The following is a 12,677-nucleotide window of genomic DNA, read 5'->3' as shown; positions in this document are numbered from 1 at the left end:
GAAATGCGTGGCGTTCGGCTACTGCTGTAAAATGCGGTCCAACGACTCCAGCACCTCGGTGGTAATGAGGTGAAGTCGGTAGCTGTAGATCCCGTAGGCAATGGCCATGGCAACGGCAGACAGCACCAGCGGGCTCCACCAGGGCCACTGCCGTTTCAAGCGGAAGTCGCGGGGCGCCACGTTGGTGTAGGGGTCGCAGATTTCTGTCGGGACGGGGCCGCGCAGTTCGCGGATAATCCCGTGCAGCTGGTGGATCAGGGTGTTCAGTGTTTCTTCGCCTTTCGGGGCAACGGCGTACTTGCCCTTCAGGCCAAGGCACAGCGCGAAATACATGAACTCCAGGGCGTCCTGGTAGCGCTTGGGCTCCTGCATGAGCCGCGAGAGCACGGTGAAGACCTTTTCACCGCCCTGGGTCTCGTCATGGAAGATGCTCAGCAGCGATTCCTGGCTCCAGCAACTGTTCTTGCCCCACGGGCGTTCCATCACGGCTTCGTCGATGAACAGGCACAGGGCATAGGAGTAGGCCTGCAATTGCGCCGGCTCATAGTTGTTCTGGCGCATTTCCTGGCGAATGTTCTCGATCTGGTTGCGCACTTTCGCATGCACATCCTTGATGTTCGGAAGTTCATCCAGCGTGCGTAGACGCATGACCAGGCCGAACAGCGGTGCGGCGGCGTCCAGCATCAAGTTGTCGAAGCCACCGCGCAGTTGAAAGTCCGGGTCTGCAGCGTAACCTGCAGGTTCTGAAGGGGGCTCCTGCCGGTTGTCGCTGGAAAGGCTGGCAGCCCATGCGGTCGGTTCGAGCATGCTCTGAGCATTCTGCTCACTCATGCGATAAGTCGTTCCCGAGTGTTCATCGCTAGCGTTGGGGTGTCTGGACATCTGGTTCCTCGATTGCCGGCCTGCGTACGGTGGCGCAGACCAACGAGTGGCTCATCGGTCAGTTGTGATTACGCTGAGCCTGAACACTAACGGGGAATCAATTCTCGTAGGACTGTCGCGCTTCCTTTAACGCTGTAGGAATATTCGACGCGTAAACTTTCAGCCCTTTAATGAAGGTATCCAGATGTAAATCTGCCCGCTCAAAGCACGCTACCGAAACGACAATGCATATCATCCCCCGATTCGGGGAATTTCCATGGGGAATCCTCCCCAATCTGTTCCGCTTCCACTTCTAACTTACTGAAATAAAACGCCATATTCATATGGCACACACCTTGCTCACTTCCTCGCAGAGTCCCTGTGTCCCGGAGGTGCAGCATGTCGACCCCGTACAAAGGCCCCGTCCTGACATCACTTGTGCTGGCCTTGTTTGGCTGGGAAGCGACCAGCGAGGCTGCCGTGCAGTGCCAGCGCACCCTGGTGGCCAATGTGGTGGCCCTGGACCAGCCACTGATGTTCAACCGCCTTGGCGCACAGAACGCCAACGGCATGATCTTCGCCCTGCGCGAGGATGTGGTGGATGATCGCCAGATCCCGCTGAGCAACGGCGGCGCCGCCGTGCCGGGCAAGGTCACCCTGCGCCCCGACAAGCGCCCACGGCCTATCGTGCTGCGCGTAGCCGCCGGGGACTGCCTGACGGTCAACCTCACCAACCTGCTCGACTACCGGGCCAACCCCAACAAGCATGGCATCGAAGCTGAGGCGCCCGAGGGCGAAGAGGGGCCGGAAACCGAGGTCGAGAACGAAGCCGGCGAAGGCTTCGTCGCCGATGAGCAGGTGGCCGAGCGCATGGTCGGCTTCCAGGTCAACGGCATGCAGGCGGTCAACAGCATCGCCGACATCTCCGCCAACACCGGCCGCAACGGCAACTTCCTGGTCAGCCCGGGCAGCACCCGCAGCTACACGCTGTATGCCGAGCGTGAGGGGGCGTTCGCCGCCACCAGCAAAGCCGCCACCTTCGGCGGCGAGGGTGCCGCCGGTAACGTCGCCAACGGCCTGTTCGGCCAGGTGGTGGTGGTACCCAAGGGTGGGCGCACCTACCGCAACACCCTGACCGAAGAAGAAATGCGCCTGGCCACCACCGGGCGCACCGCTACCGGCCAGCCGGTGATCGACTACGAGGCCCGCTACCCGCAGCGCGAGCCGTGGCTGAGCGAGGGCAAGGCCGGCAAGCCGATCATTGCGATGATCGACGGCAACCAGATCCTCAACAGCGAAACCGATGCCATCGTCATGGGCCCCAACCCTGATGGCAGTTTCCCCAAGTCCACCTATCCGCTGGAAAGCATTGGCAAGCGCAACCCGGCATTGCCCAACCGGCTCGAGGCGTTTCGCGACTTCGCCTCGCAGTTCGCCGACGAAGTGGCCGGCACCCAGGCCTTCCCCGGGTACTGGGCGGACCCGGTAATGGGGCATGTGCTGGAACCGGCACGCGACTCGTTCATGATCAACTACGGCTCCGGCGGCATGGGCGCCGAAGTGGTTGCCAACCGCCTGGGCGTCGGGCCGATGCATGACTGCCTGTCGTGCGCCTACGAAGAGTTCTTCCTCAGTGCGCACACCGTGGGCGATATCGGCACCCTGGTTGATGTGCCGGCCAACGTCGGCCTCGAACATATCCGCCCCGGCGAAGTGCCGCCGGCCAGCGCCACCGGGGTCAAGGCCAGCATGGCCCTGTACCCGGCCGAGCCTGCCAACGTGCACCACAGCTACATTGGCGATTTCACCAAGTTCCGCAACACCCACAACGGCCATGAGCAGCACATCTTCCACCTGCACGGGCACCAGTGGCTGTTCAACCCCAATGACGACAACTCCGACTACATCGATGCCCAAGGCATCGGTGCAGGTGTCGGTTACACCTACGAGATCGCCAATGGCGGCTCGGGCAACCGTAACCGGGTGGCGGGTGATGCCATCTATCACTGCCATTTCTACCCGCACTTCGCCCAAGGCATGTGGGCCATGTGGCGGGTGCATGATGTGTTCGAGGAAGGCACCCGGCTGGAAGTCAGCGGGCAGGGCGAGAACGGCTTCCACAGCACGCCGTTCGCACTGCGCAGCGGCAAGCCCGCTGTGGGCGCGCGGGCGCTGCCGGACGGCGAGATCGTTGCCGGCACGCCGATCCCGGCCATCGTGCCGCTGCCAGGCAAGGCCATGGCACCGATGCCTGGCAAGGTCGTGGTGGTGCCCAAGCTCTCTGCCGGGCAGGTGGCCGCCAACGACGATGAGCACCCTGAAGAGGATGGCGATGACGACCACGCCAAGCAGCCTGGCGCAGCCAAGGCGATCGGCTCGCTGGCCCTGGTCGACCGCAGCGAGGCCAACCGCAATGCCGACGGTACCCTGAAGAACCCAGGCTACCCGTTCTGGATCGGCGGTATGGAAAGCAGCGTCGGCAACCGCCCGCCAACCCCGCCACTGGACATGCTCGACCCGGCCCTGGCCCGGCAGCTCAAGGACAGCGGCAAGGCCCTGTGGGCCAACCTCGACCCCAACCAGGTCGATGGCTGGGACGGCGGCCTCGGGCGCCATGCGCTGGACGGTGTCTCGGCGGGCGGTGAAGCCGTGACCACCACCACCAAGCTGGACTTCTCCAAGGTGGTGCACCGGGCCAAGCCGATCTACCTGCCGGAAGAGGGCACCGACGTCGAACAGGCCGCCATGCAGTTCCATGCCTTGGCCGAGCACCCCAGCTATGCCCTGATCCCCGGCAGCCAGCCGGTGCCCAAGGCCTTCCGCACCAACGGCGCGCTGCCGACCGCAGGCGCACCGTTCTACGAGCCGTGCATGGATGACCGCGGCAAGCGCCTGACCCAGTCTTCGGGGGTTGGCGAGTTCTTCAGCGGCGAAAGCCTGACCGGCATCAACTTCCGTGGTGCTTCCACCTTCACCGCCGACCGCCCGCGCATCTACAAGGGCGCCAACATCCAGTTCGATGCGGTGTACAACAAGGTCGGCTACCACTTCCCGCAGGCACGCATCATCGCTCTGTGGGAGGACGCCTGGCCGGTGATCACCAAGCAGCGCCCGCCAGAGCCGCTGGTGATGCGCATGAACACCTTCGACTGCACCATGTACCAGCACACCAACCTGATCCCGTCGTTCTATGAAATGGACGACTACCAGGTGCGCACGCCGACCGACGTGATCGGCCAGCATATCCACCTGCCCAAGTGGGACCTGACCGCCGCCGACGGCTCGGCCAACGGCTGGAACTACGAAGACGGCATTCTCTCGCCCGGCAGCGTAGTCGAGCGCGTGCACGCCATCCGCGCCTTCAACAACTGCAGCGAGGGCGACACCCGTGACGGCACCGCTGCCTGCCCGATAGCCAAGCAGCACCCGTACTTCGGCCGCTTCGGACGGGCTGACTGGCTGGGTGCGCGCACGGCCATGCAGCGTTGGTTCGCCGACCCGCTGGTCAACGTGTTCAACGTCGACCGTGGCCTGGGCACCATCTTCACCCACGACCACCTCGGCCCATCGACCCACCAGCAGCTCGGGCTGTATGCCACCGTGCTGGCCGAGCCGGCCGGTTCCACCTGGTACCACGCCGAAACCGGCGAGAAGCTGTACAACCCGGCCACCCGCCAGGACGGCGGGCCGACTTCGTGGCAGGCGGTGATCCAGACCGGTGACCACGACGGCGATGGCAAGAACGACAGCTACCGCGAGTTCTTCCTTGAGTACAGTGACTTCCAGCATGCCTATGAAGCGGGCGTGTATGTCGGTGCCGGCCCGGATGGCATCCCCAATGCCCAGTCCTTCCCGGCCACCGCCGACAGCTTCCGCTACGCCATCAACCCGCCGGTGCGCGGCAAGGCGTCGAACCTGCTCGAAGCCATCGTCGAGGAGCGTGGCGGCATCAACCCGGGTTGCCCGAGCCGGCCATGCCCGCAGGCCATCTCGGTGGATGACCCCGGCATGTTCGTCGTCAACTACCGCAACGAACCGCTGGCCCTGCGCGTGTTCGACCCGAACAAGGTCGGCCCGGACGGCAAGCGCGGCATGCAGGCCGACGGCCTCGGAGGCGACCTCAGCTATGCGCTGCAGACCCGCACCGACCGCGCCATCCCGGCGATGAACATGGCGCCTTCGGCGATCACCTCGGCGGTTGGCCCCACCGGCGGTACCACGCGCTTCCCGCCACACATCAACAAGGCCGGCAGTGAACCGGGCGACCCGTTCACGCCGATGCTGCGGACCTACAGCGGCGACAACGTGCGCCTGCGCATGCACGCCGGTGGCCATGAAGAGGAGCACAACGTCACCCTGCACGGTGTGAAATGGCTGCAGAACGGCTCGGGCTTCGGCAACAGCTCCAACTCGGGCTGGAAGTCGTCGCAGATGATCGGCATCTCCGAGCAGCTCGGCTTCATGGCGCCGGTGTCGATGATCTCCAGCGCGGCCGCCACCAACGGTGACTACCTGTACTCGCTGGACGCGGCGCTCGAAGGCTACTGGAACGGCATCTGGGGCATCATGCGCAACTACACCACGCAGCGTGCCGACCTGTTCCCGCTGCCCAACAACCCGCAGCCGGTGGCCATGCGCAACACCGTGAACTTTGACGGCATCTGCCCGAAAACCACGGCCAACCCCAACGGCATCGGCACCCGCACCACGGTCAAGCGCAGCTACGAGATCGTCGCCGCGCTGGCCAACGACATCCTGGAAAACCGCAACGGCGTCGCCATCAACGACCTCGCCGGAATTGGCCAGCATGTCGGCGGGCCGCTCAAGGCCAACGGCGGCACCCTGGTGTACAACAACCGCAGGACCAGCATCCCGCTGGTCAGCGGTGTCGACCCGGAGGACGGCGTGCCGTTCAGCATCGGTGGCCACAGTGCGCCGCTGCATGACCCGACCGCGATCCTGTACGTGCGCAAGGCCGACCTCGACGCCACCACCGGCAAGCTGAAAGCGGGTGTGCCTGTAGAGCCGCTGATCCTGCGTGCCAACGCCGGCGACTGCATCAGCATCACCCTGGAGAACCGCCTGCCAGAAGTGATGCCGGACCTGCCCAGCACGGCGGTGATGCACAACGTGGTCAAGCGTGACCGGTTCGACAGCGAAGGTGCCACCGCCTTTGCCAACAACCTGATGCGCCCGTCCAGCCACGTCGGCCTGCACGCCCAGCTGCTGGCCTACGACATCACCAAGTCCGATGGTGCCAACGTCGGCCTCAACCCGGTGCAGACCGTGCCGCCCCGGGCCGGCAACAGTGGCGCCTACCCGAGCAAGGTGTACCAGTACTACGCCGGCCACCTGGAGCGTGAAGGCAAGCCGGTGCTGCAACTGGGCCGCACGGTGGACAACATCAACACCACGGCGATCGAGTTCGGCGGCCTCAACCTGACCCCGTCGGACTTCATCAAGCAACCGCAGAAGGGCCTGGTCGGTGCCATGAGCGTGCTGCCGCAGACCGCCACCTGGACCGAAGACACCGCCAGCCGTGCCCAGGCCACGGTGAAGGTGACTGGCCAGCCGGACTACCGCGACTTCGTCACGGTCTGGCAGCGCGCGCTGAACATGCGCTGGGCCGATGGCCGCCCGGTCGAAGGTATCAATACCGAAGGCAACGGCGCGGCGGGCGACCCGCAGGACAACGGCAACATGGCCGTCAACTACCGCACCGAACCACTGTGGCTGCGCTTCGGCATGGCCCCGGACTCGCCGTTCGGCCGCGCCAACGGCCTGGGCTTCGGCGATGTGCCCAACGCCCACATGGCCTACGCCAACGCCCTGGTCGGCGGTGACCCGCTGACCCCGGTACTGTACGCCAAGCCGGGCCAGCCGCTGCGCAACCACATCGTCATGCCCAGTGGTGGCAGCCGCGGCATGGTTTACCAACTGGACGGGCACGTCTGGCCGCTGCATGCGTACCAAGCCGAGAAGAACGACCTCGACGGCTACCCGATGAACCTGCCAGGTATCGGCTCGGTGCGCTTCGGCCTCAACCCGATGGCCATGTACATCGGCGCCCAGGAGAGTGTGCTGCCAGCCGCGCACTTCAGCTTCATGCTGCCCAGTGCCGGTGGCGCCAACGCAGTGCCGGGTGACTACCTGTTCCGCGACTATGCCGCCTACGGCAACCTCTCGGGGCTGTGGGGCATCCTGAGGGTGACCAATGACCTGCCGCCGGCCACCGCCGCGGGCCAGTGAAAGAAGGGAGCGCGAGCATGTACAACAACAAGAAGACGCGGCCCGCGGTACTCGGGGTAGTGCTGGGCGCAGCGTTGATCGGCCTGGGCGTGGTCTACGAGAACCTCTGGTGCGATGCGCGTGAACTGCTGCAGGAGCCTGCCGATCCGCAGGCCCTGCACCGGCTCAGCCGCGATGGTGTGACCGTGGAGTTCGAAGCTCGGCCACTGGCTGGCGGCGAGCTGCGTGAAGGCGCCTTCGCCAACGTGCGCTTCAAGGTGACCGACCAGGCCAGCGGCCAGCCGCTGTCGGGCATGGCGCCCGGGGCCTGGATCGACCCGGCGCAGGCGGCGCCGCTCGAGGGCGGCAACCGCGACCAGAGCTGCAAGGCCCGCGTGGCGCTGTTCCTCAAGAGCAGCATCGGTGCACGCCCGCTGCTGGACCTGAACAGCTACTTCCTGCTGGTGCTGAACAAGGACGCCAGCCTTACCGTGATCGACCCGACCGTGTCGGTGGGCGGCATCACCAGCACCCTGGCGCGCATCGACCTGCCAGGCCGCCCCATGGACTGGGCGGCCACCGGGGATGACAAGCAGGTATTCGTGTCGATCCCGGAGCGTGGCCAGGTGGCGGTGATCGATACCGAAACCTTCACCCGCGTGGCCACCCTGGAAGCCGGCGAATCACCGGTTCGGGTGGCCTTGCAGCCGGACCAGCACCGGCTGTGGGTGGGCAACAACAGCAGCGACCCGGCCAAAGGCGGGGTGACGGTGATCGACGTCCCCGCGCGCAGCACGCTGAAATCGTTCGCCACCGGCTCCGGGCACCACGAAATCGCCTTCAGTGGCGACTCGCGCTACGCCTTTGTCAGCAACCGCGACGGCGGCACGCTGAGCATCATCGACATCCCCCAGATGCGCCTGGTGAAAACCCTGGAAGTCGGCCCTCACCCCCTGTCGGTGGCGTACTCGGCGCTGTCCCAGGCCGTCTATGTGGCCGACGGTGAAGAGGGCACGGTGCGGGTGATCGATGCCCGCAGCCATCAGCTGCGCCACATCGTCAAGGCCGAGCAGGGCCTCGGGCCGATGCGCTTCAGCGGCGATGGCCGCTATGGCATCGTGCTCAATACCGTGGACAACCAGGCCCTGGTGATCGATGCCAGTACCGACCAGTTGATCCACCGTGTTCCGGTGGCGGCCGAGCCCTACCAGCTGACCTTCACCAAAGGCTACGCCTACATACGCGGCCTGGCCTCACCCAAGGTCAGCATGATCAACCTGAGCAGCCTGGGCGAAGGGCGCCAGCCGATCGTCCAGGGCTTCGAGGCCGGCCCCGCGGCGCCGCGCCAGGCCGGTGACCTGCCACTGGCCCAGGGGCTGGCGGTGTCGCGGGACGACAATTCGATATTCGTGGTCAACCCGGTGGACAACACCACCTATTTCTACGCCGAGGGCATGAACGCCCCGATGTCCGGCTACAACAACCGTGGCCACCAGGCCCGTGCAACCCTGGTCATCGACCGCAGCCTGCGCGAACTGGCACCGGGCGTGTATGGCTCGACGGTGAAAATGCCGGCGGCGGGCACCTTCGATGTGGCCTTCCTGCTCAACCAGCCGCAGATCATCCACTGCTTCAGCACCAATGTGGCCGCCGCGCCGGATGCGAGCCAGCGCCGCGGGGTGCATGCCGAATTCATCGGCCTCGACCAGCCCATGCCACAGCAAACGGTGTTCACCGCCAAGGTGCGTATCGTCGGTGACGACGGTCGGCCACGGGTGGGCCTGGACGACCTGACCCTGCGCTACTTCCTCGCGCCCTCGTCACTGCCGCGCAACCTGCCACTCGAAGAGGTGGGCGAGGGCGTATACCAGGCGGCGCTGACCTTGCCCGAAGCCGGTGCCTGGTACCTGCATGTGCAGTCACCGTCGCTCGGGCGCAAGTTCGCCGAAGACAACTACACCAGCCTGCGCGTGCTGCCCGCCGCTGCGGCTACCGCGTCCCAGACCGAAGTGAGGAATGTGCGATGAACGCCAAGCATTCTTTCCAGCTGCTTGCCCTGAGCCTGGTAATGGCCAGCAACCTGGCCCTGGCCCATGCCGGCCATGACCACGACGGCCACGCCGGGCAACCGCCGGCGGCGCACCAGGAGAAGGCCAGCGTGCGTTTTGCCGATGTCCCGCTGCTCAACCAGGACGGCATGCCGGTGCGCCTGGAGCAGGACCTGGTAGGCGAGCGGCTGGTGGTGATGGGCTTCATCTACACCAACTGCACCACGGTGTGCCCGGTGGTGTCGTCGATCATGGGCAAGGTCCAGCAACAGCTGGGGGGACGTGTGGGCGAGGAAATCCAGCTGGTGTCGATCAGCGTCGACCCCCAGCGTGACGACGCCAAACGGCTGCAGAACTACGCCAAGGCCTTTCAGCATGGCCCAGGCTGGAGCTGGCTGACCGGCTCGCAGTACGCCATCAGCGAAACCCTCAAGGGCCTCGGCAGCTTCAGTGCCGACCTCAGCCAGCATCCACCGCTGATCCTGGTCGGTGACGGCCGCACTGGCCACTGGACCCGCTACTACGGCTTCACCGACCCGGCCGTGCTGGTCGAAGAAATCAACCGCCTGAGCGCCCGCCGCGTGCACGCCAAGAGCACCGCCATCGCCGAACACCACGAGGTGCAGCCATGAGCAGCGCAGCCCGCCATACCACGATGCGCAGTACCGACTGGCTGGCCCTGGTGGCCGTGCTGTGGATCCTCAGCGCGGTCGCTTTCGCCCACGAGGGTCATGCGCCGGAGGGGCCCAACCCGCAACCGGCACCGCCGGCCATGACCAGCGGCGGTGGTACCCGCGATGCGCAGACCTGGTTCACCGACACCGTGCTCAAGGACCAGAACGGCCGCGCGCTGCGCTTCTACAGTGATGTGCTCAAGGACAAGGTGGTGATGCTCAACGTGATCTTCACCCACTGTACCGACGCTTGCCCGCTGATCACCCGCAAGCTGCGTGATGTGCGCGAAGCCATGGGGCCGGAACTGGCCAGCCAGGTGACCTTCGTGTCGATCAGCAGCGACCCGCTCAACGACACCCCGGCAGCGCTCAAGGCGTATGCCGAGAAGCAAGGCGTGGACAGCGCCAACTGGCTGTTCCTCACCGGCGACAAGGCCGATGTCGACCTGGTGCTGGGGCGTATCGGCCAGTTCCTGCCCAGCCCCGAGCAGCACTCGACCCAGCTGATTGCCGGTGACGTGGCCGGCAAGCGCTGGAGCAAGATCCGCCCGGATGCACCGCCCGCCGCCATCGCCCAGCGCATGCAGCTGCTGGCGCAGCCTTTGGCCGGGCGCTGAGCCATGAAAACCTGGGCAGTGCTGTTGAGCCTGGCCCTCAGCGCCCAGGCGCTGGCGCTCGACCTCACGCCAAATGAACAAGCCGGCAAGCGCCTGTACCGGCACGGGGTATCGAGCAGTGAGGCACAGCTGATGGCCCGCGTCGGCGCCAGCGGCATGAGCGTCCCGGCCAGTGTGTTGCCCTGCGCCAGTTGCCATGGCAACGACGGCAAAGGGCGCGCCGAAGGCGGGGTACGCCCGCCCAGCCTCGACTGGCAGCGCCTGGCATTGGGCCAGGGTGAACGGCAAGTCAACGGCCGCAACTATCCAGCGTACAGCGACGGCATGCTGGCCCGCGCCATCCAGCACGGCGTCGACCCGGCCGGCAATGCTCTGGACCCGGCCATGCCCCGCTTCGAGCTGACCCTGGCCGACCAGCGCAACCTCACGGCTTATCTCAAACGCCTGGGCGAGGAGCGTGACCCCGGCGTGGAGGATGGCGTGCTGCGCCTGGGCACCTTGCTGCCGGCCAATGGGCCGCTGGCAGACGCCGGGCATGTGGTGCGTGCCGTGCTGGAGGATGGCCTGGCGCAGATCAACCAGCAGGGCGGCATTCATGGCCGGCGCCTGCAACTGGTGGTGGCTGACACCGGCACCGAACAGGCCAGTGCCGAGCTCGCCTTGCAGCGCCTGCTCGACCAGGACCAGGTGTTCAGCTTGGTCACGCCGCTGGCGCCGATGCTCGATCAGCAACTGCCAACGTTGCTCGAACAACGGGGTGTGCCGTTGATCGGCAGCACGCCGCGCAGCGGTGGCAGTTCACAGATTTTCGACCCCTTGCCGGGTATTGCTAGCCAATTGCTGAGTCTGGCCGCCCATGCCAGGAGCGCCCTGGGCCTGGCGCCCGATGGCTTGCGCGTGGTGTACGCCGGCAACGAGCAGGCCGCATTGGCCGAGCAGGTGCGCGAACGTTTGCTCCAGCAAGGCTGGGCAACGCCAGCGATCCGGGCCTTTGATGGCCAGGCCATCGCCGCGGCGGGCATCGTTTTCGTCGGCCGCGCCCAGGCCTTTGCCGCACTTGCCCAGGCGCTGCAGGCCGAAGGGCGTGAGCCATACCTGTTCGCCGCCTCCAGCCAGGTGGCGGGCGCCGTGGCCAGCTTGCCGGCGCACTGGTCGCAACGGGTGTTCCTGGCTTATCCGTACGTGCCGGACGACTGGACCGAGCAGGGCATGGCGACCCTGGCCGGGCTGCAACAGCGCCAGGGCCTCGACCCACGCCAGGCGTCGCTGCAGGTCAACACTCTGTGTGCCCTGAGGCTGTTGTCCGAAGCCTTGAAGCAGATTGGCCGCGATGCCAGCCGCGAACAGCTGGTGGCCGCCCTGGAGGGCCTGCACGACGTCGACACCGGCCTGACCCCGGCACTGGGCTTCGGCCCCGGCAGGCGCCAGGGCATGGCCGGTGCCCATGTCGTCGCGGTGGCGCTGCCCGGGCCTCGCTTTACTGCCGTTGCCCCGTACCGGCTGCTGCCGGACAACCCTTGAGCGGAGGTGGCCATGCGTACCCTGCTGCTGTGCCTGTTGCTGGTGATCGCCAAGGCGAGCTGGGCCGACGTGCCCGCCGCGCGGGTCAACGGCGTGACCATCGACCTGATGCGCCTGGAGCGCTATTTCACCGAGTACCTGCAAGCCCAGGGCAGGGCGGTGGCCAGCATCCGCAACCCGACGCTGTACAAGCGCCTGCGCGGCCAGGCCCTGGACGAGCTGATCGACAAGGAATTGCTCTGGCAGGAGTCCCAGCGCCAGGGTATTCACATCAGTGATCAGCAGGTATCAGCGCAGGTCGGCGAGATCGAGGCCGCTTTCGGCAGCCCGGCACTGTTCGAAAGGCGCCTGGCAGATGCAGGTTTCGATCGGGCGGAGTACGCTGATTACATGCGCCACGAAATGGCCGCGCAGCAGGTGTACGCCCAGCTCAGCGCGGTAGACGAGCCCAGCCAGGGCGAAGTCGAGGCGTTTTACCAGGCCAACCGGCAAACCCTGCAAGGAGCGCAGAACCAAAGTGATAACACGTCGGTCATACCCGAATCGGGCCTGGAGCTCGCCAAGGCTGCGCTCATCGGCCAGTTGCAGGCGCAGGCACGTCAATCCGTGCGCCAACGTTTGCGCGAATCCGCTACAGTGGAGGTCGCTGACTGAGGCCCTCGAATGGATTTCCCCAATGCTGGGGAATAACGGTTTGGCAAAGTGCCATCACCTTCCCCGGATGTGGG

At 65.9% G+C, this 12,677-nt stretch carries 7 protein-coding genes; 6 read left to right on the top strand and 1 reads right to left on the bottom strand.

Annotation, left to right across the window (positions count from 1 at the left end; all coding sequences use genetic code 11):
• Positions 1–18: 18 nt before the first annotated feature.
• Positions 19–807, bottom strand: a complete 789-nt coding sequence (icmH, locus tag OCX61_RS15065) for a type IVB secretion system protein IcmH/DotU (protein ID WP_410011115.1) — start codon at positions 805–807, stop codon at positions 19–21.
• Between the two features lie 453 nt (positions 808–1,260).
• Here icmH and mnxG point away from each other — a divergent pair, with 453 nt between their 5' ends.
• From mnxG to OCX61_RS15035, 6 genes are read left to right on the top strand one after another with little or no spacing between them, the layout of a single operon-like run.
• Positions 1,261–7,110 (top strand): manganese-oxidizing multicopper oxidase MnxG, encoded by a 5,850-nt coding sequence (gene mnxG / locus OCX61_RS15060; protein ID WP_261940216.1) that lies wholly within the window; start codon positions 1,261–1,263, stop codon positions 7,108–7,110.
• 17 nt (positions 7,111–7,127) lie between these two features.
• Positions 7,128–9,116, top strand: a complete 1,989-nt coding sequence (locus OCX61_RS15055) for a cytochrome D1 domain-containing protein (protein ID WP_261940215.1) — start codon at positions 7,128–7,130, stop codon at positions 9,114–9,116.
• A complete protein-coding gene (locus tag OCX61_RS15050) occupies positions 9,113–9,769 on the top strand; it encodes an SCO family protein (protein ID WP_261940214.1) in 657 nt (218 codons plus the stop codon). Before OCX61_RS15055 ends, OCX61_RS15050 begins: the two co-directional genes overlap by 4 nt.
• Before the next feature lie 23 nt (positions 9,770–9,792).
• Complete coding sequence (locus OCX61_RS15045) at positions 9,793–10,428, top strand: SCO family protein (protein ID WP_410011114.1); 636 nt, start codon at positions 9,793–9,795, stop codon at positions 10,426–10,428.
• A gap of 3 nt (positions 10,429–10,431) precedes the next feature.
• Positions 10,432–11,949, top strand: coding sequence for a cytochrome c/ABC transporter substrate-binding protein (locus OCX61_RS15040; RefSeq protein WP_261940212.1), 1,518 nt, complete (start codon positions 10,432–10,434; stop codon positions 11,947–11,949).
• Between the two features lie 12 nt (positions 11,950–11,961).
• A complete protein-coding gene (locus OCX61_RS15035) occupies positions 11,962–12,603 on the top strand; it encodes a SurA N-terminal domain-containing protein (protein WP_261940211.1) in 642 nt (213 codons plus the stop codon).
• Positions 12,604–12,677 lie beyond the last annotated feature (74 nt).

This window comes from Pseudomonas sp. LRP2-20 (genome assembly GCF_024349685.1).
In the GTDB taxonomy this organism is placed as follows: domain Bacteria; phylum Pseudomonadota; class Gammaproteobacteria; order Pseudomonadales; family Pseudomonadaceae; genus Aquipseudomonas.
Note: the sequence above shows the minus strand (reverse complement) of the source record. Positions and strands in the feature narration are given on the sequence as shown.

Bases quoted from the DNA above. Each gene is read 5' to 3' on its own strand.
- icmH (WP_410011115.1), bottom strand. From the start codon at position 807: ATGCTCGAACCGACCGCATGGGCTGCCAGCCTTTCCAGCGACAACCGG.
- mnxG (WP_261940216.1), top strand. From the start codon at position 1,261: ATGTCGACCCCGTACAAAGGCCCCGTCCTGACATCACTTGTGCTGGCC.
- OCX61_RS15055 (WP_261940215.1), top strand. From the start codon at position 7,128: ATGTACAACAACAAGAAGACGCGGCCCGCGGTACTCGGGGTAGTGCTG.
- OCX61_RS15050 (WP_261940214.1), top strand. From the start codon at position 9,113: ATGAACGCCAAGCATTCTTTCCAGCTGCTTGCCCTGAGCCTGGTAATG.
- OCX61_RS15045 (WP_410011114.1), top strand. From the start codon at position 9,793: ATGCGCAGTACCGACTGGCTGGCCCTGGTGGCCGTGCTGTGGATCCTC.
- OCX61_RS15040 (WP_261940212.1), top strand. From the start codon at position 10,432: ATGAAAACCTGGGCAGTGCTGTTGAGCCTGGCCCTCAGCGCCCAGGCG.
- OCX61_RS15035 (WP_261940211.1), top strand. From the start codon at position 11,962: ATGCGTACCCTGCTGCTGTGCCTGTTGCTGGTGATCGCCAAGGCGAGC.